A 23301-nucleotide genomic window follows, 5' to 3' on the forward strand; every position below is an offset into this window, starting at 1 on the left:
AAAATAGAAAGTTATTAATATTCAATAACTTAAGTTTTGGTGCGTATGCGGGGTTGTCTAACTTGGTGCAATTTAGCCCTAAAATAGGGAGAGTTTGATGAGATATATTTGGATATCAATGAAATAGGTGGTCGTTATAAACGAAAAAGCCCCACTCACAGAGCAGGGCTTGAATTGAACTTTAACGTGTTGTTTCGTTTATGCCAGTTTTAGGTCGAACTGGTTACGGTAAGCAACCATGTCTTCGATAGTCAATACAGGCATGTTGTGCAGTTTGCCAAAAGCAACGATCTCTGGCGCTTTCGCCATTGTGCCGTCTGGGTTAGTCACTTCACATAGTACGCCTGCAGAAGGCAGACCAGCCATTTGCATCAGGTCAACGGTACCTTCAGTGTGACCACGACGAGCCAAGACACCACCTTTACGAGCGCGCAGTGGGAATACGTGACCTGGGCGCGCTAAGTCACTTGGTTTTGCACTTGGGTTAGCGGCAGTTTTGATCGTGGTTACGCGGTCAGCTGCAGAAACGCCAGTAGTTACACCTACTTTCGCTTCGATAGTCACTGTGAAAGCGGTCTGGTTAGCGCTGTTGTTATCAACAACCATTGGCGGTAGGTCAAGTTGGTTTGCTTGTTCATCAGTTAGGCACAAGCAAACAATGCCGCTACATTCGCGGATCATCAGCGCCATCTGCTCATTGGTTAGGTGTTCTACTGAGTAGATGATGTCGCCTTCGTTTTCACGATCTTCATCGTCAAGTAGAAGTACGCCGCGACCTTCGCGTAGTGCTTGTAGTGCGTTTTCAACACGCTCAATTGGTTCGCCAAATTCGGCCAAAATTGAAGACTGATTCATGGTTTAACTCCTAAAATATCACCAGAATCAGGGCTTGTATGAGGGATGACAACCAAACGACGTCGCGAGCTATCACCAATACCAATCGTAGTAAATAATTGCTCACCCTAGCTTGTTAAAATGCTCGATAACTGCGTTAGAATTTTTGATTGTAGAATAACTACTTATCGAAACTCTCTGTTGAAAAAAGCTGCCTTGTTCTCAAGCCTTTTTCCTGCGCAATTTTTGATCACTTAATTACTGTGATTGGTATAAGACAGATCGTCGTTCGCATGGTTTTATCAAAAACGAAATGCACCAACTCAATAGTATGAGTGGTGTGTTTCCATTCTCTCTCATCCGGACTATAACCGTCGGCTCTGGCATCTCACCAGATCTGCTGACCTCGACGAATCGAGCGCTCGCGGGCTTATCTATAGTTTTGCTACGTACATAGTGTTACTAAGGACATACCGCCGGTGGGGAATTTCGCCCCGCCCTGAGAATAAAAAATAAATTTGATTGGCTTTTGAGCTTGGTTTCAAAAGCACAGGAATGGTAATCCTTTCATGGGCATATGAAAAGGATAGTCCGCAAACTTTACGCAATTAGCGAACAGTTTGCTGATTAATTACCCGTTTTCACGACATAAGTGTGTTCTACTGCAAAATTGATCACAGAGTAAATCACAGGATAAATAGGTAATAACGGCTATGTTTGCGGGGAAAAGAGATAATGGTTAAAAGCGTGTAGTTAATTGCATTCGGTGTGAATGTGGATGAGTGGAATAATACGCCCAAGACATTGAATTTAGGCCATTTATAGAAATATCACAGCTTACTAAGCTTTCTGACAAAAATTTGATATTGAGGGTGATAAGGTGAGCTAGCATTCGATTTTTTCAACGTTAGCCTACTTCTATGAAACTCATCTTCTCCAATAAATCCAAGGGCTTATTACTTCTCGCTCTGAGCCTATATTGTCTATTGCCATTCTTTTTATTTGGTTCTGATTTTAACTTCTCGAACAAGGTAGATGAGTTTGTCGGTGCGCTGATCACTTATGTTACGTATTCTGCAGGTAGTCAGGGATTCCTTATCACTTTGCTAGTGCTCGGTATTATGCTCTTGAGACTGCGTTTACCCGCTTCTAAGTTGGTCAGTGTTGGAGTTCAAATGGTGTTCTTGCTTGGTTTGAGCTTTGCCGCCAAGACTTACCTTAAACACGTGACCGAGAGTCCAAGGCCCTATGCTGTGTATTTAGCGGAGCAACAGGTCGTTGATTTACCAGAAGCATTTTATGAGTTGCCACTGCTCGCTAAGAATGACGCGATCGTGCAGATGTCGAGCGTGGTCAGTGATTGGCGAACGATTCATTGGCTCGGCGAAACAGACTATTCATTTCCTTCTGGGCATATGATCTTTGTTGGTATTTGCGTGGCGTTTTTTGGTGGTTTATTTTGGCAGGCGCGCAAGTTTATGTGGGTAGGTGCGTTGTTAATTTGGGCTGGAGGCGTGGCATATAGTCGCGTTTGGTTGGGTATGCATAGGCCAATTGATTTAGCAGCCTCGATTGCTTTTGCAGGTTTACTATATGGCTTAGTACCCGTGATATCAGCGAACAAGATAGAGCCCTATCTTCCAAGTTGGTTTAAGTCATTTAGGGCATTTGGTTAGCTGAAAGCGGTGAAAGTTCAGTGATGAAGTCAGTTGTGATTCATCACTGATTCAAGCCAAGTTCAGCCTGTTTCTTCTTAGTTAGCCCGAGAGAGACAATCTTATGTGACTGAACGAGATAATATTTGAGCTCTTCGATATCGAGCTGAGTGTCAGTACACTGGATCCATTTCATCCCGCGAGAAGCAAAGTAGGGCGCAGGTCGATAACCGGGGGCGTCTTTTAAGAAGTCATAATTTTGATTAGAGGCTTTAAAAATACAAGCAGGCTGATCATCTGGACCCCATCCACCAATCGCAAACACCTTTCCACCCACTTTCCAAACATGAGAATTGTTCCACTGCATCACATACGTGGTCGCGGGTAACGCTTTGCAGAATTCATTAAATTGTTCGTAATTCATTGAGTCATCCTTTCCTAAGATCTGCTTTCATTATTGTCATCGACGCTTTGCCGTTCGACAAGTTAACCCGCTAATCCTTGCCATATTGCTGTGACTCCACTAATTGAGCAGAGCAAAAGTGCCCCGATTCGAATTTGTTCTTTAGGCAGAGTTTGTGTAGTCATCAACGCCAGTTTATAGCCTAACCAAGCTGCTGGGAGCAGTGGTAAGGTAATAACCAAATGATGCAACGTAAAAAAGCCAATTGGGATCTGAACAACCAGCGAGATAATTGAGCTGAATACGAAGAAGGCAGACAGATTACCACGCAGTTGATTGGCATCTTGGTGTTGCAGCAATAGCGCCATTGGGGGACCACCAATGCCTGAACTGGTACCAAAGAAGCCAGAGAAGAATCCTGCAATGCCCATTTTCGCTGGTGTCGGCTCTAATCTGAATGGAAGTAGGCTCACGATGACAGCAAACACAACCAGCAGGCCTAGCCATAAAGATAAGACACTGGTTGATACCATCACCAACAGTGCACCGCCTGCGAGTGAACCCGGAATTCGACCTAGCAGCGCCACCTTGAGACCACCAATCGAAATATTGCTACGGTGCTTCATGGCATTGAAGATAGAGATAAACAAACCGACTAAACAGATTGGGGCAGGGACATAATCTGGTGAAACAAGAAATAGTAACGGAGCCGCGACAATAGCTAAGCCAAAACCGATAGCGGTTTGAACGAAAGAGCCAACAAAAATGAGTGCCATTGCGATAATGACTGTCTGATCGAACAGTTCCATGTGCTATCAATCTGCGAATTGGATAAGAAGATAAATACTATAAATTAAAATAGCGTTGCCTGTCCCATATGTCGGCAAAATTTCTGTTAAAAGAGTAGCTTGTTGAGACGGATAGAAAAACGGCCACTCACTAAGAGCAGCCGTTTACTTTCATTAAGCCATTGCCAACTTAAGACGTTCAATTGGCTTATCATTAATTGGTAAATGGATAAGCGCAGCAGCAAAAGCTAGCACGACTGTCGACCACCAAATTGGTTCGTATGAGCCGTAATAATCGTAAATTCGACCGCCAACCCAAGCGCCCAAGAAGCTGCCGACTTGGTGAGTGAAAAATACCAAACCATACAGAGTCGATAGGTAACGCGCACCGAAGATCTGTCTTACTAGACCTGAGGTAAGTGGCACTGTACCCAACCAACAGAAACCAATCGCAGCACCAAAAATCGCTGCTGTAGATTCTGTTACTGGCAGAGTCACAAATGCGCCAATAACTACTGTTCGCACTAGATAAAGAGCCGACATCACATGACGCTTGCTGAATTTATCGCCCATCACGCCCCAGAAGTAAGAGCCGAAGATGTTAAAAATACCGACATACGCAAGAGCCATAGCTGCGCTACTAGCGGGTAGATCTTTGTCCGCCAAGTAACTTGGTAAGTGAGTTGCAATAAACATCACGTGGAAACCACAAACAAAGAAGCCCGCGTGGATAAGCCAGTATCCTTTGTGCGCAAAGGCTTCAGACAATGCTTGTTTCAGTGTCTGTGAGTTTTCTGCATTAGCAGTTTGTGTTTTTGCTGCGTTTTTCGACTTAGGAGCCCGCATGAACAGAGCAAACGAAATCATTAAGCAGCATAGTAATGCGAATACTTGCATTGCCGACTGCCAATCAAACTCGTTAAGCATGTACTGCGCACCGGGAATCACTGCGAACATACCAAATGAACCTGCAGCGGTTGTTAAACCAAAGGCTTTTGCAGCGTGTTCCGCAGGGACGACTTTTGCGACAGCACCAAGAACAATCACATAACTTGTAGCACTCAAACCTAGACCGATCAGCGCACCTAGAGAGATGTATAGCATGCTCGATTCGGTAGAGATGGAAGTAAGAACCAGACCTACGCCATAAGCACATGCGCCCGCGATGATAATGCGTCGAGCGCCCCATTTGTCGGCAGCCATACCAACAAACGGCTGAAAAACACCAAACAACAGGTTTTGCAGTGCGATCGCAAAGCTAAAGAACTCACGACCCGTGTTGAAGTGCTCGGAAATAGGCATCATGAAAATGCCGAACGATTGTCTGATCCCTAGACTGATGATTAATGTGCCGATCCCAAGCCATACCAGTAAGGGAAAGCGGAAAATACTCATTCTAATACTCTTAAATTAATGATGATGTGAGTGATGTGCAGACATGTCATGTTCACCCATGTCGTGGTGGTGTTCGTGCCCAGAATGCTCATGCGCAGACTGCTGGTGGCACCCACTGCTTACAGCGTGCTGAGCCAAAAGATCGATCAATGGTTGGCTATGATGAACCACCACTAAACTGATGACCAAAAACAGAGTCATTCTGGCTAGCTGGGCAAAAAGAGATTGTGAAAACATAAGGGTTTTACATGCGCTCAATGTTGTAAGAAGGCGCGCATCTTAAAGAGAGTCTGCACATGAGACAAATGACGATTTGTGATTCAATCTATGCGTTTTGTGCATAGATGAGAGAACGATAAATTTGCTTAGTGAAGTCGAGTCTTTAAGCCTGTCGGCTTGTTACATAGAGTGATATATAACGCTTTGTAATCAATGGCTATTTATTGGGTTGTAAACAAAACAATACGATTTGAGTTACATCGATCACACTCTATAAACTCGACATATTCCTTAAAAATCGTGACCCTAGTGCCGAAATCGCTTCAGGATGAGCGAGAAAAGTTTCGGAATTTAAGGGAGAGTCATCCAAATGGACAAAGATCATAACCTCAGAGAGAACCTACTTGCATTAACCCTAGGTAGTGCATTGGTGTCGCTCGGTGTTATCTTTTTCAATCAAGTAGGGTTGCTGACTGGTGGTACTGCAGGGTTAGCTATCTTCATTACCAAGATCACAGAGCTTAGCTTTGGTCAGGTTTTCTTCGCGCTTAACTTACCTTTTTATATTTTATCTGTTACCCGTATGGGCTGGCGCTTTACGATCAATACCTTTATTGCTGTATCTATCGTTTCGTTCGCAGTTGATCATCTGTATCACGTTATTCAGATTGCAGAGATCAACAAGGTGTACGCAGCCATGCTTGGTGGCGGACTCATCGGTACAGGTATGCTGGTCATCTTTAGGCATAAGATGAGCCTAGGTGGCTTCAATATCTTGGCGTTGTACCTTCAAGAACGTTTTGGTATTCGCGCAGGTAAGGTTCAAATGGGATTGGACTGTACTATTGTTATCCTGTCATTGTTTATCGTCGACATTTCTTTGATTCTTCTGTCGGTAGTAGGTGCGGTGGTTACTAATCTGATTTTGGCTATGAATCATAAGCCGGGTCGCTACCAACCAGCGGCGCCACAGCCTGCAAGCAGTAATTAAACTGAATGCCTCAAACAGAAAAAGCCAGCGAGATTGCTGGCTTTTTCGTTTTCTACGTCTTGTTCTTAGGTGTATCTATACGTTGAATTAGAATTGTGATTAACACTTTCCACAACTGCTGTCTGGTTTTAGGTCACAGTCAATAACACTACCATGCTTATCTAAAGATAGGTGACAGCACTCTTCAAACAACTTCTTAAGTTCTTCTCGGCTTCTCTGCACTTGCGACTTAATGGTCGAATAGCTCTTGTTTTGGCTTAGAGCGAGCTCTTTCTGACTTTGTCCCTCAATATCGACCGCAAGCAGAAGTGATGCATTTTTCTCCGGAAGTGCTTGAATAAAGGGTTCAATGCACTGCGCTAGTTGCTGCTTAAATTCAGAGTTCTGATCAAGCTCTGCAAACCATAGTTCTTCCGCATCTATGTTGCTGTCACGTTGATCGCGAGCACGCTTGCGATAGAAATCAATGATGGTGCGATTTGCTAACTGAAACAGCCAAGCCTTGATACTGTCGGACTCTTTTACTGTCTCCAGGTTCTGGTATGTTTTCAGCAAGATCTCCTGCAGTAGATCATCCACATCATCTGGCTGGCTGACTTTTGAATGCAAGAAAGCCTTCAGCGCCTGTTGATACTCAGCCCAAACTTGTTCGAGACTCAGGCTCGCGACACTAGCACTGGTCATTGGCGCAACACTCATCTTTTAAGAAGTCGATAACACCATCAAGGCATTCATACTCTGCGACACAGAAAAGTGTGCGTCCCTCACGCCTTTGACTGATGAGTCCAGCTGATGCAAGGCTAGAGATATGGTGAGAAAGAGTGGACCCCGGGATGCCGAGCTCCTCTTGCAAGCCACCAACAGCGATACCGTGATAACCCGCTTTTACAACAGTCTTGTAGATAGATAAGCGAATAGGGTGGCCTAGCTCTTTTAATGCTTTAGCTACAGTTTCTAAGTTCATGATGGCTCCTCAAAATTTAATTCGATAATAGTCGAAATGAAGAACCATTTCAAACTACATCAGCTAGTTCTCACTAAGTCATTGATCTTCAATCGTTGGAAAATTTATTTCGATATTTGTCGAAATAATACTTGATCATTAATTTTATATTTCTATAATTCGAGAATATTCGAAATAAAGCGGGGTGAAGAAATCCAAATCTTCATTCTGTTAGTGCTCAACTTGGAGTTAATTATGAACAACGAAATACTCACCATGGCGAAAGAAGCCTTAGACATGTTTGCTTTCTTAGCAACCGAACTGATCATCCTTTTCTTAGCGATTAGCTACATTGTTGGTGTACTGCAGGAGTTTCTGACACCAGAAAAGATTCAGTCGATTCTAAGCTCACGCAAGGGTAAAGGTTATGTTGTCGCGGCACTGCTTGGTGCAATCACACCATTCTGTTCTTGCTCAACCATTCCTTTCCTTAAAGGTTTGCTTAGAGCGCGAGCGGGTTTTGGCCCAATGATGGTGTTCTTGTTTGGCAGCCCACTGCTTAACCCAGTGATCATTGGTCTATTTGTGGTGACCTTTGGTTGGAAAGTGGCGTTGTTCTACTTTGCGATTGCAATGGCAGTATCTGTTGTCGCGGGTTACGTTCTTGAGAAGCTTGGCTTTGAACGTTACGTGAAACCAGAAGCGTACGAATCAGCTGGCGCGTCAAGCTGTGGAACAACTTGCGGAGATTCAGCACCGAAAGTTGAGAAAAAAGAGTCGTCTTGCGGAACATCTTCATGCGGTGAACCGGCACCAGTAATGGCAAAAGAGACAGCATGCTGTGGCACCAAAGAAGAACCAAAAGTAGAAGTATCATGCTGCTCTGCAGATGGTACGGCAACTGCGAAAGTTGTAGAGAAGAAAGAACCAAGCCGTTGGATGCGAATCTGGCTATCGACTTGGAAAGACTTTAAACAAGTGTTCCCTTATCTAATGATGGGTATTGCGATTGGTTCATTCATCTATGGCTTTATCCCAACAGACTTGATTGCTGAGTATGCAGGTGAAGGCAAGTGGTACGCGATTCCTATCGCAGCGGTAATTGGTATTCCACTATACATCCGTGCAGAGGCCGTAATTCCTTTGAGTGCAGCTCTCGTACAGAAAGGTATGGCACTTGGTTCAGTAATGGCATTGATTATTGGCAGTGCGGGTGCAAGTTTGACCGAAGTGATTCTACTGAAATCTATCTTCAAGAATCAGATGATTGCAGCGTTCCTATTCGTGATTCTTAGCATGGCGATTGGCGCGGGTTACCTATACACATTTATGTTTGGTTAACGAGTTAGCTTAAATAAAAACATAACTGTCGAGATATAAAATCAATGTCGAAAGAGCTCACCAAGGTGGGCTCTTTTTTATGCTCAAGAAAGGTTATTTCTAGTCAAAATAAGCTTGCTCTATGTTTTCAACCAATTGAGATGGAATACTTGCGTCAAGCTGTATTGAACGGGAAATGACTTTACTCACCTCAATGTTGTCTCGAATCAAATCGGCGTTCTGTTTAGCGATTCGAACTCCCTTCTAAAGCTACACTTTATGTAGCAGTGCATTTTGTGCTTAGTTAGCTAGCGGTTTAGAGATAGGAGGAACTATGTTCGCAATACACAGGGAGTATGAGTTAAAGAACCAGCAAGATTGTCATGCACACATTCAGGTAAATCCAACAGGCAATCTAGAATTTGAAATTTTGGAATCTCATGAGCACCACAATACCGACTTCAACCATCTATCATTTGAATTTGAGGAAGGTAACATCAAAGTGCTAGGGCAAGATCAAGGTGGTAAGCATTGTGATTGGCAGCTGCTATTAGCAGAGAAAGATGCAAAAGAGTTGAATCATCTTGTTGTACTCGCGACGGAGCAGTATGAGACGCTAATGCGAGACTTGTTTTGAAAGCTTGTATCGATATGAACTGTATCAGTGAATTATCAACATGCTTAAAGTCAAAGCCCGGTGAAATACCGGGCTTTGTTATATGAAGGTATTGTAACGACGTTAGAAACCGCGGATATCCAATTCGTTATTAATCAACACAACACATTGGGAAGCAAACAGCATGTTAGGGCCTAGACTGATTTTCTCTGTCCCTAAGCGTTTTAAGCTGTTGTAACTCTTCTTTGGCATTGGGATGTGGTCAGTCAATAAGAAGCAAGGATTGTCTGCAATCTCGGCATCGCGGATAAATTCGCCTTTCTTATCCATCATATAAAGCTGGTGGTCTTCGGACAGTTCTTTTACTAGCTTCTCGAAACTGATAGTTCGAACGGTAATCCCCGGCTCAACTTGACGAGTCTCCTCTTTACCCATGCCTTGAGACGCATCAACAGCACGAACAACGGCGGCTAAGAGTGCGCTCTCGTGGAAACCACCAATATTGGTGATGGCGTTTGAATCTACGGTAATAGTACGAGAAAAGTCTTTGGTACTTTCCAACACAAGATGAACGGTAACATCTTCACGATGAGATTGAGCAACGAAGATGGTGTTCATCAACGTGTGTGCCAATATTTCTGTATGAGCTTCTTGACCAACGCCTTCTAAAATCAATTTGCTTTCAGTTGGTGCTGCACGAGCACGCAATACGAATGAACGCATGAAATGTACCTTTCTAGTTATACGGAACGAATCGAGTTCTCTAAGCCCGTATCAATGATTAACTAACTTGTCGCGGTATGTAACTCCTTTCTCTAAGCTAAGTCAATTAGCCAGAGCAGTTTTAAGTACCTTTATTGTTTTTATACGTAGTAAATAGATGGTTAACACATTTAAACATCTAACCAGTTGAGAACGTGTTAGGAGAAATAGAGAATGGCCATCATCTGATATCAAGGAGTTATCAATGGAACTGCAGAAAATCAATAAAGAAGAATATAGAAAGAAGATGAACGTACTGCTAATTGGATTAGTAGCGTCTCTTGCGATTAGTGCGATTGGGTTCGGTGCACTTTTAATTGAGCTGTTTGGTGTTAAGGAGAGCATTGCTGGCGAATCGACAGGTAACTTTCACTTAAACCTGTTTGGGGTCGTTCTGGCGATTGCGTTAAATGCCTTTATTGCATCGAAGATCAAAACCCACCCTTACCTTAATGAGGCCGTGTATGTTTGGAACTTAAAACAGATACACAACCAGATATATAGAAAGCTGAAGAAGATTAAAGCAGCGGCGGATGAGGGTAATCGAAACGCACTTACCGTTCTTTACTTCTACTATGTGACGCAAAAGCAAGTCTATGAACTTGATAACAACACACTTACAATGAATTCGGTTGATTCTTCGATAGATCATATAAAGAAAGAAGCAGAAAAATGGAGCTTTGAACTGAGTCTGTCTGATTTTAGAAAAGAATTAGTGGCCGAATTTTAGTTGTAGAGAGCGTTTTCGGTGGATGTATAGCCAAAATTAATGGCTTTTGAATTAAAAATAATCATGTAAGCACTTTTTTCGATTTTTTATTAAAAAAGGGGTTGCCAAGTTTTAGATGATCTCTATAATGCCGCCTCACTGACACGGCAGACGCCACAAGGCTTCAGTAGTAATCAGTAAGACGAAAATTCGAAAGAAATTAATTTTCAAAAAAGTGTTTGACACTGAAGATTAAATCGCTAGAATGCACGTCCGCTTTGAGAGGTTTCTTTGTAAAAAGAAAGTTTCAATAAGCAAAAGCTCTTTAACAATTTAAACCTATCAATCTGTGTGGGCACTCGTTGATGAATATCACTAAGTTTGTTTTCGCTTTTAAAAGCAAAGGCAAACAGATTCTTCGGAATCAAAATGATTTCAATGAACTGAGTGACCAATTAAGACTTCGGTCTTAGCACAGTCAATTCACTATCGTTAGATAGAATCAGTATTCATTGAGTCACAAAATCTTAAATTGAAGAGTTTGATCATGGCTCAGATTGAACGCTGGCGGCAGGCCTAACACATGCAAGTCGAGCGGAAACGAGTTATCTGAACCTTCGGGGAACGATAACGGCGTCGAGCGGCGGACGGGTGAGTAATGCCTGGGAAATTGCCCTGATGTGGGGGATAACCATTGGAAACGATGGCTAATACCGCATAATAGCTTCGGCTCAAAGAGGGGGACCTTCGGGCCTCTCGCGTCAGGATATGCCCAGGTGGGATTAGCTAGTTGGTGAGGTAAGGGCTCACCAAGGCGACGATCCCTAGCTGGTCTGAGAGGATGATCAGCCACACTGGAACTGAGACACGGTCCAGACTCCTACGGGAGGCAGCAGTGGGGAATATTGCACAATGGGCGCAAGCCTGATGCAGCCATGCCGCGTGTATGAAGAAGGCCTTCGGGTTGTAAAGTACTTTCAGCAGTGAGGAAGGGGGTGTCGTTAATAGCGGCATTTCTTGACGTTAGCTGCAGAAGAAGCACCGGCTAACTCCGTGCCAGCAGCCGCGGTAATACGGAGGGTGCGAGCGTTAATCGGAATTACTGGGCGTAAAGCGCATGCAGGTGGTTTGTTAAGTCAGATGTGAAAGCCCGGGGCTCAACCTCGGAACTGCATTTGAAACTGGCAAACTAGAGTACTGTAGAGGGGGGTGGAATTTCAGGTGTAGCGGTGAAATGCGTAGAGATCTGAAGGAATACCAGTGGCGAAGGCGGCCCCCTGGACAGATACTGACACTCAGATGCGAAAGCGTGGGGAGCAAACAGGATTAGATACCCTGGTAGTCCACGCCGTAAACGATGTCTACTTGGAGGTTGTGGCCTTGAGCCGTGGCTTTCGGAGCTAACGCGTTAAGTAGACCGCCTGGGGAGTACGGTCGCAAGATTAAAACTCAAATGAATTGACGGGGGCCCGCACAAGCGGTGGAGCATGTGGTTTAATTCGATGCAACGCGAAGAACCTTACCTACTCTTGACATCCAGAGAACTTTCCAGAGATGGATTGGTGCCTTCGGGAACTCTGAGACAGGTGCTGCATGGCTGTCGTCAGCTCGTGTTGTGAAATGTTGGGTTAAGTCCCGCAACGAGCGCAACCCTTATCCTTGTTTGCCAGCGAGTAATGTCGGGAACTCCAGGAGACTGCCGGTGATAAACCGGAGGAAGGTGGGGACGACGTCAAGTCATCATGGCCCTTACGAGTAGGGCTACACACGTGCTACAATGGCGCATACAGAGGGCAGCCAACTCGCGAGAGTGAGCGAATCCCAAAAAGTGCGTCGTAGTCCGGATTGGAGTCTGCAACTCGACTCCATGAAGTCGGAATCGCTAGTAATCGTAGATCAGAATGCTACGGTGAATACGTTCCCGGGCCTTGTACACACCGCCCGTCACACCATGGGAGTGGGCTGCAAAAGAAGTGGGTAGTTTAACCTTCGGGAGGACGCTCACCACTTTGTGGTTCATGACTGGGGTGAAGTCGTAACAAGGTAGCCCTAGGGGAACCTGGGGCTGGATCACCTCCTTATACGAAGATGTTCACGATAAGTGTCCACACAGATTGATATGGTTTAGAAAGTAAAAGAGACGAAGATATCCCAATATCTTCAACCAATTTGGTTCTGCTTTTTAAAGTGGAAACAAACTTAGTGTCCCGTTCGTCTAGAGGCCTAGGACACCGCCCTTTCACGGCGGTAACAGGGGTTCGACTCCCCTACGGGATACCATTGGGTCGTTAGCTCAGTTGGTAGAGCAGTTGACTTTTAATCAATTGGTCGCAGGTTCGAATCCTGCACGACCCACCATTTCTTCTTTTAGAAATGACTCTCAAGTTGGGGCTATAGCTCAGCTGGGAGAGCGCCTGCCTTGCACGCAGGAGGTCAGCAGTTCGATCCTGCTTAGCTCCACCATTCTTGAGGAATTCTTCTCCACGAGGAATTAAAACTAATGTGGGCGATTAGCTCAGTTGGGAGAGCACCTGCCTTACAAGCAGGGGGTCACTGGTTCGAGCCCGGTATCGCCCACCATCTTTAAGTGCATTAGCGATAGTGCTTTTAAAAATGGTTTTCATTAGCTAGTCATTAGCGAAAGAAACTTGCTCTTTAACAATTTGGAAAGCTGACTGATTTAAATAACAAGTTATTTAAATCAAATTAAAAGTTCTCAATGTTTTCTTTTAACTAAGAAAACACAACACAAACACATTCAAGTGTCTTGGCTTTTTGTTTTCACTTTTAAAAAGTGAAAATAAAGGGCAAAAATTGAGTCCGGCAAACACGTAATAAGAACTAACCCTTCTTATTGCAACCAAAAACCTTGGTTGCTGTTTTGTCTTCACTTTTTAAAAGTGAAAGCAAATGCCATACATAAAGACCTCTTCGGGTTGTATGGTTAAGTGACTAAGCGTACACGGTGGATGCCTTGGCAGTCAGAGGCGATGAAGGACGTATTAACTTGCGATAAGCCCAGATTAGGTAGTAAAAACCATTTGAGTCTGGGATTTCCGAATGGGGAAACCCACTTACATAAGTAAGTATCTTGTTGTGAATACATAGCAGCAAGAGGCAAACCGGGGGAACTGAAACATCTAAGTACCCCGAGGAAGAGAAATCAACCGAGATTCCGAAAGTAGCGGCGAGCGAAATTGGATTAGCCCTTAAGCTTTTAATGATGCAGGTGAAGAGTCTGGAAAGTCTCGCAATAAAGGGTGATAGCCCCGTAACCGACACATCATAATCAGTGAAATCGAGTAGGGCGGGACACGTGATATCCTGTCTGAATATGGGGGGACCATCCTCCAAGGCTAAATACTACTGACTGACCGATAGTGAACCAGTACCGTGAGGGAAAGGCGAAAAGAACCCCTGTGAGGGGTGAAATAGAACCTGAAACCGTGTACGTACAAGCAGTAGGAGCACCTTCGTGGTGTGACTGCGTACCTTTTGTATAATGGGTCAGCGACTTATATTCAGTGGCAAGGTTAACCGTTTAGGGGAGCCGTAGGGAAACCGAGTCTTAACTGGGCGTTCAGTCTCTGGATATAGACCCGAAACCAGGTGATCTAGCCATGGGCAGGTTGAAGGTTGAGTAACATCAACTGGAGGACCGAACCGACTAATGTTGAAAAATTAGCGGATGACTTGTGGCTAGGGGTGAAAGGCCAATCAAACCTGGAGATAGCTGGTTCTCCCCGAAAGCTATTTAGGTAGCGCCTCGGACGAATACTACTGGGGGTAGAGCACTGTTAAGGCTAGGGGGTCATCCCGACTTACCAACCCTTTGCAAACTCCGAATACCAGTAAGTACTATCCGGGAGACACACGGCGGGTGCTAACGTCCGTCGTGGAGAGGGAAACAACCCAGACCGCCAGCTAAGGTCCCAAAGTATAGCTAAGTGGGAAACGATGTGGGAAGGCTCAGACAGCCAGGATGTTGGCTTAGAAGCAGCCATCATTTAAAGAAAGCGTAATAGCTCACTGGTCGAGTCGGCCTGCGCGGAAGATGTAACGGGGCTAAGCTATACACCGAAGCTGCGGCTGCACATTTTAGTGTGCGGGGTAGGGGAGCGTTCTGTAAGCCGTTGAAGGTGGTCTGTAAGGGCTGCTGGAGGTATCAGAAGTGCGAATGCTGACATGAGTAACGATAAAGGGAGTGAAAAACTCCCTCGCCGGAAGACCAAGGGTTCCTGTCCAACGTTAATCGGGGCAGGGTAAGTCGACCCCTAAGGCGAGGCCGAAAGGCGTAGTCGATGGGAAACGGGTTAATATTCCCGTACTTCTTACAATTGCGATGGGGGGACGGAGAAGGCTAGGTGGGCCTGGCGACGGTTGTCCAGGTTCAAGTACGTAGGCGGAAGAGTTAGGTAAATCCGGCTCTTCATTAACGCTGAGATACGATGTCGAGCCACTACGGTGGTGAAGTCATTGATGCCATGCTTCCAGGAAAAGCCTCTAAGCTTCAGATTGTAAGGAATCGTACCCCAAACCGACACAGGTGGTCGGGTAGAGAATACCAAGGCGCTTGAGAGAACTCGGGTGAAGGAACTAGGCAAAATGGTACCGTAACTTCGGGAGAAGGTACGCTCTTATCGGTGAAGTCCCTTGCGGATGGAGCTGACGAGAGTCGCAGATACCAGGTGGCTGCAACTGTTTATTAAAAACACAGCACTGTGCAAAATCGTAAGATGACGTATACGGTGTGACGCCTGCCCGGTGCCGGAAGGTTAATTGATGGGGTTAGACTTCGGTCGAAGCTCTTGATCGAAGCCCCGGTAAACGGCGGCCGTAACTATAACGGTCCTAAGGTAGCGAAATTCCTTGTCGGGTAAGTTCCGACCTGCACGAATGGCGTAATGATGGCCACGCTGTCTCCACCCGAGACTCAGTGAAATTGAAATCGCTGTGAAGATGCAGTGTACCCGCGGCTAGACGGAAAGACCCCGTGAACCTTTACTACAGCTTGGCACTGAACATTGACCCTACATGTGTAGGATAGGTGGGAGACTTTGAAACCGCGTCGCTAGATGTGGTGGAGTCGTCCTTGAAATACCACCCTTGTAGTGTTGATGTTCTAACGTTGGTCCCTGAATCGGGATTACGGACAGTGCCTGGTGGGTAGTTTGACTGGGGCGGTCTCCTCCCAAAGAGTAACGGAGGAGCACGAAGGTGGGCTAATCACGGTTGGACATCGTGAGGTTAGTGCAATGGCATAAGCCCGCTTGACTGCGAGAATGACAATTCGAGCAGGTGCGAAAGCAGGTCATAGTGATCCGGTGGTTCTGAATGGAAGGGCCATCGCTCAACGGATAAAAGGTACTCCGGGGATAACAGGCTGATACCGCCCAAGAGTTCATATCGACGGCGGTGTTTGGCACCTCGATGTCGGCTCATCACATCCTGGGGCTGAAGTCGGTCCCAAGGGTATGGCTGTTCGCCATTTAAAGTGGTACGCGAGCTGGGTTTAGAACGTCGTGAGACAGTTCGGTCCCTATCTGCCGTGGGCGTTGGAAGATTGAAGGGGGCTGCTCCTAGTACGAGAGGACCGGAGTGGACGAACCTCTGGTGTTCGGGTTGTCATGCCAATGGCATTGCCCGGTAGCTAAGTTCGGAATCGATAACCGCTGAAAGCATCTAAGCGGGAAGCGAGCCCTGAGATGAGTCTTCCCTGGCGCTTTAAGCGTCCTAAAGGGTTGTTCAAGACTAGAACGTTGATAGGCAGGGTGTGTAAGCGCTGTGAGGCGTTGAGCTAACCTGTACTAATTGCCCGTGAGGCTTAACCATACAACACCCAAGGGGTTTTGATGGACTCAAAGATACAAACGCTTGAATGAGTTTGAAGAGAACAGAAACAGCTTTCCGAATTTTAAGAATTTGCTTGGCGACCATAGCGTTGTGGACCCACCTGATTCCATGTCGAACTCAGAAGTGAAACGCAATAGCGTCGATGGTAGTGTGGGGCTTCCCCATGTGAGAGTAGAACATCGCCAGGCTTACTTTACGTTTTCAGTTTTAAAAAACTGAAAGCAAAACTAGAAACAGCACACAAGTAAGACTGATTTTAGTAACAATTTGTTGGAGGGATGGCTGAGTGGTCGAAAGCACCGGTCTTGAAAACCGGCAACCGTTAATAGCGGTTCTAGGGTTCAAATCCCTATCCCTCCACCACCATTGAAAAGCCCGCTGAGAAATCAGCGGGCTTTTTTCATTTCTGTCGTATCTTAAACAATACCTAACTCTCATTATCGTTTCGCTCTTTGTCCTTCCATTCTTAACGAAAACTTAAAACTGATTCTGTGTCTTGTCGTCTTATAAACCACACAGTGCTGCCTATACTAGTTGCGTACAAACAACATAAAGCAATGGATAGGGGTTCTACGGTATGAAAGCGACAGTAATTCGTAAGTTTGGCGGCGCAGAGGTATTTGAAGTAGCAGATATTGAAAAGCCACAGGTTAAGGCTGGTCATCTATTGGTTAAGGTGGTGGCTTCTAGCGTAAACACCGTAGATATGATGCTACGTGAAATGGGTGAAGCGCTTCCCTTCCATCCTCAACTACCAGGTGTTCTCGGTATGGACTTTGCTGGCACTGTAGAAGCTGTTGGTGAAGGTGTTATAGGTTATGCGGTTGGAGATGAGGTATATGGATGCGCTGGCGGTTTAGGTGACCTACAGGGCTCATTGGCAGAGTTTATGTTAGCTGACGCCAATCTTGTTGCTCACAAGCCAAAGAACATCTCTATGCGTGAAGCTGCTGCCATTCCACTAGTAGGTATTACCGCTTATGAGGGACTAATACGAGCTGGTGTCACTGCAGGGCAGAAAGTTCTTGTGCATGGTGGGGCAGGCGGTGTTGGACATATTGCACTTCAATTAGCAAAACACTTCGGAACGGATGTTTATGCTACCGGTACTCAGGGTGTCAAGAACGACCTGATTGCTAAACTTGGCGCTACTCCTATCGATTACAGAAACGAGACAGTGGCAGATTACGTTGCCAAGCATACTGATGGTGTTGGTTTTGATTTGGTGTTTGACTCGGTTGGTGGTTTGAACCTCAATAACTCCATTGAAGCGACTAAGTTTAATGGCCAGATCGCGACAACAGTCTCGATGAATGAACTCGACCTCACTATGGTTCATCTAAAGGGTTTGTCGTTGCATGTTGTGTTCATGCTAATCCCGATGATCCACAACGTTGGTCGACCTGAGCACCACAAGATCTTAAAAGCTATTGCCGATATTGTCGAAGCCGGCGAGCTTACCCCGGTTGTCGATAGTCAACGCTTCACATTAGAAGAAGCAGGTGCTGCGCACGAACGTTTAGCCAGCGGTCAGGTTACCGGCAAGGTGGTTGTTGATATCTCATAATAGTGTGCTCGACCAGTAGTCTTCAACCAATTTACTATCTGAAAATGCTTTGAATTAATGCTCACGTTGTTACACCGCAGCGTGAGCATCATCATTTTGCGAGCTTGAAAAACATCGTGAATCTTTGATTTTTAGTACACCCGAGTAAAGGGTGTATTCCCGAATCCTAATGACTGTTCCCCCTCCTTAAATCCTTAAATTCCGAGTTTGCAAGTCGCTGCAAAAATATGCAACTCACCACTTAACAGGTGCGTTTTTTTCTTCAATATACAGCTGTCAGCGCTGGCGTTTTTCTGTATTACGAAGAGAACTTACTATGAGTGATAATTCTAAAACAAAACCATTACCTTCCTTTGTTGAGGAACGCCTTAACGACTTTATTCAAGATCTGATTACGCCAAACATGAATCAAAAGCACTTGGTACTGGGGAAACGCCCAGGGCCGGGCTCTGTTGTGATGCAAAGCAATGATTACTTAGCTTTGTCAAATCACCCAGAGATCCAGCAAGCACATAGAGACGCAATTAAAAACGATGGTCAAAGCGTCGTTATGTCTTCGATCTTTTTGCAAGATGAAGACTCTAAACCCGAGTTTGAGCAACAATTAGCTGAGCTAGTCGGAATGGAGAGTTGTTTGTTGTCTCAATCAGGTTGGGCGGCGAACATCGGTTTATTGCAGACGATATGTGCTGAAAACACGCCTGTCTATATCGATCACTATGCGCATATGTCGCTCTGGGAGGGTATACGTGCAGCCAATGCGGTTGCTCGCCCATTTCGACACAATAACATGACTCATCTACGCAAACAGCTTCAACGCCATGGCGCAGGTGTAATTGTGGTCGACTCTGTCTACAGCACTATTGGTACTGTTGCTCCTCTCGCTGACATCTACGAAATGGCTCAAGAGTTTGGCTGCGCATTAATTGTCGATGAGTCCCATTCACTAGGAACTCATGGGAAACAAGGAGCTGGTTTGGTGCATGAACTCGGACTGACTGAGCAGGTTGATTTTATTACGGTCAGTTTGGCTAAAGCTTTCGCTTATCGGGCTGGTGCTATTCTTGGTCCTAAATCAATGGCGGATTCACTGCCTTTTGTCGCGTTTCCTGCGATATTCAGCTCGACGGTTTTGCCTGAGGAAGTAAGTCGTTTAGAGAAGACACTGCAGGTTATTAAAAGTGCTGACGAGAGGCGTGACCGCTTATTTGAGCGCTCTACATTATTGAAACATGGCTTGTCTAAGATAGGGTTCAGTATTCGCAGTGGTTCTCAGATTATTGCATTGGAATGTGGGGATGAACGAAATACCGAAAGAGTTAGAGACTTCTTAGAAAACAACGATGTGTTTGGCGCGGTATTTTGCCGGCCTGCAACCGCGAAAAATAACAACATCATCCGCTTTTCTGTGAATTCTGACTTGAGTATGAGCGACATTGATCATGTGTTGACGGTTTGCCAACAGGCATTCAATCACAAGAATCTACAGTTTGCGTAGACGAAAACGGCACTCAATTAAGATAGGGTAGTCGTAAATACACAAATAGAGCTCAGTGAAATACTGAGCTCTTATTCAAGTGTTTAAACCCAGTTGGCAATCTTATCGAACAGACGGTTTTTATCCGCGGGCTTAACAATAAAGTCGGACATTCCTGATTCGCCAATCTGCTCAAGCGTGACTGGGGAACTGTCGCCCGTGTGTGCAATGATAGGAATCTTTGAATAAGCTTTGTTGGATCCTCGGATACGTCGAGATGCTTCAACACCATTCATGACTGGCATCTCAATGTCCATAAGGATTAGATCTACATTACTGTTGTCTAGGGCATCCAACGCCTGCTGACCGTCTTCTTTTTCGATGACTTCAAAGCCTTGTTTGGCGATAAGCATTGCAGTAAATCTGCGTAGTGACTCATTGTCGTCAACCACCATAATCGTGCCTTTCTTAGAGGTCTTAAGCGGTTCGAAGTTAGAATGTGGCGACAGTGTTTCGCTATCGAAAAACAGGCCGTCGACGGTTGATTTTGTATTGAGCAACCAAGCTTGGGTTTCTATCCATTTTACGTTAGGTAGCATAGAGTCGATTTGCTGGGTTGTTGATTGTTCATAAAGATAAGCAACTCGCGCCTCAGTAAATGACAGCAGTGACTCAATTGCTTTTAGCTGCTTGGGTTGTTTAACGAGTGCTTCAGAGTCAACAAAGATAACGTCAAACTCAAATTCATACTCTTTGCGATTCAGCGCTGATGCTGGGTTGATCACAGTTAAATCGAAGCCCATAAATCGGCTAATCTCAGTCATTCTTGTGGTCAGAATGTTTTGTTCGCAAATCATTAATACTGATTTCAGTTTGGTCAGCTCACTCTGGATCTCGGCCACAGTATTTGAACCTATCAATGGGAACGAAAGCGTGAACTGAGACCATTCTCCGAGTTCGGACTGGCACTGAATATCACCACCAAAAGCTTTCATCACTTTTTGGCAAAATGGCAACCCCAACCCATAGCTACCCGACTTACCTGTGGTGTAGAAGTCTTGGAAAATATTGCGCATGACCTCATTAGAGATACCAGAGCCGTTGTCCGTTACTGTTACGCTGTTGGTTCTGCCCTCATTATACATCGAGACATGGATATGAAATTCATCCGAACTACGGTGGTGGAAAGCATTCTTAAACAAGTTATACATCACATACTTGAATAAGGTGTCACTACCAAGAAATTCGAAATCACCTTGTACATTTAACGAGATAGCCTTTCTGTCAGTCGAGCGCTTGTAACTGAAGCTTTCGATCGCCTCGGTCACTACATTTTTCGCTGAGTGTTTCTTAAACGTTGAACGTGATATACGGTTCTCGTCAATTGACGTTAATAGAAGGTCTATCGTCTCGTTACCACTGCGAATGATGTTCATCGCATCGTCGCTGACTTTCTTAAGTAATACGACGTCGTCATGTTTTAAGGTGTACTGACCTTGTGTTTCCTGCTTCGGATTAGGAAGTACCGATTGAATAACATCAATCGAAGTGAGCAAACCACTGAGTGGGTTACGCATTTCGTGGGCAATACCAGCACCAAAAGATTTAGCAAGAGAGACTCTCGCTTCGTGTTCTACTTGGTTGCGAACATAGAACAAGTTACCGAACAGGTAGATGAACAAGAAGATAGGAACATGCGTCCAGTCCATAGTGATATCAAGGTGAAACCCTTGTGCTACCCATGCACACAAGCTTGCTAACCCAATTCCTGCAAAAGTTTGAGCGAACATGACTCTGGTGATGTGAACTAGCAGGATATGCAGGAATATTGCTGCCATGAACGACATTACCCACACGTTCGACCAACTGTTCATCAGCAACATGTAAAAGAAGAAGCCGGGTAAACAGATTGTTGTGACGACTTGATAGTACGCCGGGAGGTACTTTCTCCAGCGAAATGGGAAGCGATGTCGGTATATGATGCCGAAGAACAGTGTTGAGCAGAACACGCGCAATGGCAGGTTTTCATAGGGCTGCGGAAACATTAACTCCCAGACTATGTAATAGACTGGGAAGCCGACAAAGCCCATCCACCCGACAAGGGTCAGGTTTGGTTCAGCGTATTGATAAACCTTGCGAATAGCATCCATATTGAATATTTAGTTACCTAGCCTAAGACGTATAAGATTACTGATTTTATTTTTATATTTTCTTGGTGATTATATATCACTTGTTGTTTGTAAGCTTTTAAAGTTCGATCAAATATTGCACTAAGTCAGATTGTGGTACGAATTGATAGTTCCAATTTTGTTGAGAGCGTATAAACAAAAAAGCAGCCTGTGGTGGCTGCTTTGGATAAAGGTCAGAGATTGGACCAAGCTTGGTAGAGTGTAAACACAGATTACTTAGCTACATTGCCTGCCACGTTTAGCGCATCCCAAGTTCGTGCGAATGGAGGGGCGTAACAGAAGTCCATGTAGCCGATTTGTTGGGTGGTCATCTTCGCTGTGATCGCAACAGCTAACGCATTGATGCGGCCTACTGCGCCTTTTTTACCGACAATCTCGCCACCGAGTAAAACCTTGGTCTCTGGATGGTAAACCAGCTTCACCTTGATGTCTTCTTGCCCTGGGTAGTAATCGGTTTGGTTTTTATCTGAAATGGTTGACGTCTTCACCTCTAGATCGTGTTCTTTTGCTAGAAGTTCAGATACGCCTGTGCATGCTAGTTCGTAGTCCAACACTTTCAAACAAGATGAACCAAGGAAGCCATCCATATAAGTATCTTTACCTGCCAACTTGTCTGCCATCATACGTGCTTGTTTGTTCGCTGTGGTTGCGAGTGGGACATAAACAGGTTTTCCTAAAGCCATATGGTGAACGACCGCACAGTCGCCGACAGCGTGGATATAAGCGTCTTCAGTGGCACCGAATTCATTCACCAACAACGCTCCGTTGGCAGCTTTTGGTAATTCGAATGCTTCGGTATTTGGTTTAAAGCCAAGTGACATGATCACCACGTCAGCCTCAACACTGCCGTCGTCAGTTTCGATGAGGTAACCACCTTGCTCTGCACCGCGAATCGCAGAGACGCTGCAACTCGTTTTAAGTTCAGCGCCAGATTCACGAATCGCGCCTTCTACCACTTCAATCATATCTGGGCTAAATTGACGGCTCATCACATGCTGCTCACGCTCAATGATGGTCACTTGTTTACCTAATAGATGTGCGGCATCGAATACCTCAAGCCCAATAAAGCCTCCACCAATTACGCAAACGCGTTGTTTACTGTTGTCCTTAAGTGCTTCTTTTACCGCCAAGCCATCTTCCATGCTGGTTAGCGTGTATACGTGCTCTGAGTTAAACTCGCCGAACGATGGCACTATTGGACGCGCGCCCGTCGCAATCACCAACATATCATAATCGATGGTGCTTTCTTCTCCTTGGTGACGAACTTTAATCTGCTTTTCAATGCGGTCGAGTGCGATCATTTCAGTTTCAATGCGTACGTCTAAACCAGATTTAATTGCCTGTTCTGGCGTTCGAGAAATCATCCGCTCGGTGTCATCAAACATACCACCCGCGAAGTAAGGTAAGCCACACGCTCCGAACGAGATGTAATTGCGCTTATCCAAGACAATCACCTCATCAGATGGTTGATTACGTTTGTACTTTGCCGCGAAACTCATACCAGCAGCACTACCGCCTATAACAACAACTTTCATATTTACTACCTAAAAACCTGAATTCAGGGAGACAAAAGAGCACCC

General features: G+C 45.2%; 17 protein-coding genes, 5 tRNA genes, 3 rRNA genes and 1 riboswitch. Of the genes, 15 read left to right on the forward strand and 10 right to left on the reverse strand.

What is annotated here, in order from left to right:
• Window positions 1–198: 198 nt before the first annotated feature.
• Window positions 199–855, reverse strand: a complete 657-nt coding sequence (gene ribB / locus FIV04_RS19770) for a 3,4-dihydroxy-2-butanone-4-phosphate synthase (RefSeq protein WP_152470221.1) — start codon at window positions 853–855, stop codon at window positions 199–201.
• A gap of 323 nt (window positions 856–1178) precedes the next feature.
• Window positions 1179–1345, reverse strand: a riboswitch (FMN riboswitch).
• A 409-nt stretch (window positions 1346–1754) separates the two neighbouring features.
• Between ribB and FIV04_RS19775 the strand changes: the two genes are divergently transcribed.
• A complete protein-coding gene (locus FIV04_RS19775) occupies window positions 1755–2510 on the forward strand; it encodes a phosphatase PAP2 family protein (protein ID WP_152470222.1) in 756 nt (251 codons plus the stop codon).
• 43 nt (window positions 2511–2553) lie between these two features.
• Here FIV04_RS19775 and FIV04_RS19780 read toward each other — a convergent pair whose 3' ends face one another.
• From FIV04_RS19780 to FIV04_RS26990, 4 genes are all read right to left on the reverse strand, one after another.
• Entirely contained in the window at window positions 2554–2913 is a 360-nt protein-coding gene (locus FIV04_RS19780; RefSeq protein WP_152470223.1) for an MmcQ/YjbR family DNA-binding protein, read from the reverse strand.
• Window positions 2914–2975: 62 nt separating this feature from the next.
• Entirely contained in the window at window positions 2976–3701 is a 726-nt protein-coding gene (locus FIV04_RS19785) for a sulfite exporter TauE/SafE family protein (protein WP_152470224.1), read from the reverse strand.
• 153 nt (window positions 3702–3854) lie between these two features.
• Window positions 3855–5075: an MFS transporter gene (locus FIV04_RS19790; protein WP_152470225.1), complete on the reverse strand. Its 1221-nt coding sequence runs from the start codon at window positions 5073–5075 to the stop codon at window positions 3855–3857.
• Window positions 5076–5090: 15 nt separating this feature from the next.
• Entirely contained in the window at window positions 5091–5312 is a 222-nt protein-coding gene (locus FIV04_RS26990) for a hypothetical protein (protein ID WP_172974291.1), read from the reverse strand.
• 352 nt (window positions 5313–5664) lie between these two features.
• Between FIV04_RS26990 and FIV04_RS19795 the strand changes: the two genes are divergently transcribed.
• Window positions 5665–6285 (forward strand): YitT family protein, encoded by a 621-nt coding sequence (locus FIV04_RS19795; RefSeq protein WP_152470226.1) that lies wholly within the window; start codon window positions 5665–5667, stop codon window positions 6283–6285.
• 99 nt (window positions 6286–6384) lie between these two features.
• Here FIV04_RS19795 and sigZ read toward each other — a convergent pair whose 3' ends face one another.
• Both sigZ and FIV04_RS19805 read right to left on the reverse strand, forming a co-directional pair.
• Window positions 6385–6969 (reverse strand): RNA polymerase sigma factor SigZ, encoded by a 585-nt coding sequence (gene sigZ, locus FIV04_RS19800; RefSeq protein WP_150868567.1) that lies wholly within the window; start codon window positions 6967–6969, stop codon window positions 6385–6387.
• Complete coding sequence (locus tag FIV04_RS19805) at window positions 6956–7249, reverse strand: helix-turn-helix transcriptional regulator (RefSeq protein ID WP_032553409.1); 294 nt, start codon at window positions 7247–7249, stop codon at window positions 6956–6958. The genes sigZ and FIV04_RS19805 overlap by 14 nt, the downstream gene beginning before the upstream one ends.
• Window positions 7250–7483: 234 nt before the next feature.
• On the opposite strand from FIV04_RS19805, the gene FIV04_RS19810 reads away from it, so the two are divergent.
• Both FIV04_RS19810 and FIV04_RS19815 read left to right on the forward strand, forming a co-directional pair.
• Entirely contained in the window at window positions 7484–8569 is a 1086-nt protein-coding gene (locus tag FIV04_RS19810) for a permease (RefSeq protein ID WP_152470227.1), read from the forward strand.
• A 313-nt stretch (window positions 8570–8882) separates the two neighbouring features.
• A complete protein-coding gene (locus tag FIV04_RS19815) occupies window positions 8883–9185 on the forward strand; it encodes a hypothetical protein (protein ID WP_152470228.1) in 303 nt (100 codons plus the stop codon).
• A 102-nt stretch (window positions 9186–9287) separates the two neighbouring features.
• Here the strand turns inward: FIV04_RS19815 and trmY are convergent, their stop codons facing one another.
• On the reverse strand, window positions 9288–9887 hold the full coding sequence (gene trmY, locus FIV04_RS19820) for a tRNA (pseudouridine(54)-N(1))-methyltransferase TrmY (RefSeq protein WP_152470229.1): 600 nt from the start codon (window positions 9885–9887) through the stop codon (window positions 9288–9290).
• A 244-nt stretch (window positions 9888–10131) separates the two neighbouring features.
• Here trmY and FIV04_RS19825 point away from each other — a divergent pair, with 244 nt between their 5' ends.
• The 11 genes from FIV04_RS19825 to cqsA all read left to right on the forward strand — a co-directional run bounded on the left by FIV04_RS19825 (window position 10132) and on the right by cqsA (window position 19553).
• Window positions 10132–10656 carry a DUF3087 domain-containing protein gene (locus FIV04_RS19825; protein WP_152470230.1) on the forward strand — a complete coding sequence of 175 codons (525 nt, stop codon included), beginning with the start codon at window positions 10132–10134 and terminating at the stop codon, window positions 10654–10656.
• Window positions 10657–11164: 508 nt separating this feature from the next.
• Window positions 11165–12716 (forward strand): 16S ribosomal RNA (locus tag FIV04_RS19835).
• A gap of 123 nt (window positions 12717–12839) precedes the next feature.
• A tRNA-Glu gene (locus FIV04_RS19840) sits at window positions 12840–12915 on the forward strand.
• Between the two features lie 2 nt (window positions 12916–12917).
• Window positions 12918–12993 (forward strand) — tRNA-Lys (locus FIV04_RS19845).
• A gap of 29 nt (window positions 12994–13022) precedes the next feature.
• A tRNA-Ala gene (locus tag FIV04_RS19850) sits at window positions 13023–13098 on the forward strand.
• A 41-nt stretch (window positions 13099–13139) separates the two neighbouring features.
• Window positions 13140–13215, forward strand: a tRNA-Val gene (locus FIV04_RS19855).
• 362 nt (window positions 13216–13577) lie between these two features.
• Window positions 13578–16467: ribosomal RNA gene (locus FIV04_RS19860) — 23S ribosomal RNA — on the forward strand.
• 93 nt (window positions 16468–16560) lie between these two features.
• Window positions 16561–16676 (forward strand): 5S ribosomal RNA (gene rrf, locus FIV04_RS19865).
• Together the 16S, 23S and 5S rRNA genes with 5 tRNA genes alongside form the textbook arrangement of a ribosomal RNA operon.
• An 84-nt stretch (window positions 16677–16760) precedes the next feature.
• A tRNA-Ser gene (locus FIV04_RS19870) sits at window positions 16761–16851 on the forward strand.
• Between the two features lie 214 nt (window positions 16852–17065).
• Complete coding sequence (locus FIV04_RS19875) at window positions 17066–18055, forward strand: zinc-dependent alcohol dehydrogenase family protein (RefSeq protein WP_152470231.1); 990 nt, start codon at window positions 17066–17068, stop codon at window positions 18053–18055.
• Between the two features lie 316 nt (window positions 18056–18371).
• The gene (cqsA, locus tag FIV04_RS19880; protein WP_152470232.1) at window positions 18372–19553 is read left to right on the forward strand and encodes an alpha-hydroxyketone-type quorum-sensing autoinducer synthase; all 1182 of its coding nucleotides are present in this window, start codon (window positions 18372–18374) and stop codon (window positions 19551–19553) included.
• An 83-nt stretch (window positions 19554–19636) separates the two neighbouring features.
• Here cqsA and FIV04_RS19885 read toward each other — a convergent pair whose 3' ends face one another.
• Window positions 19637–21682, reverse strand: coding sequence for a hybrid sensor histidine kinase/response regulator (locus FIV04_RS19885; protein ID WP_152470233.1), 2046 nt, complete (start codon window positions 21680–21682; stop codon window positions 19637–19639).
• A 251-nt stretch (window positions 21683–21933) separates the two neighbouring features.
• Window positions 21934–23256 (reverse strand): CoA-disulfide reductase, encoded by a 1323-nt coding sequence (locus FIV04_RS19890; protein ID WP_152470234.1) that lies wholly within the window; start codon window positions 23254–23256, stop codon window positions 21934–21936.
• Window positions 23257–23301: the final 45 nt, after the last annotated feature.

The organism is Vibrio sp. THAF190c (assembly GCF_009363355.1).
In the GTDB taxonomy this organism is placed as follows: Bacteria; Pseudomonadota; Gammaproteobacteria; order Enterobacterales; family Vibrionaceae; genus Vibrio; species Vibrio fortis_A.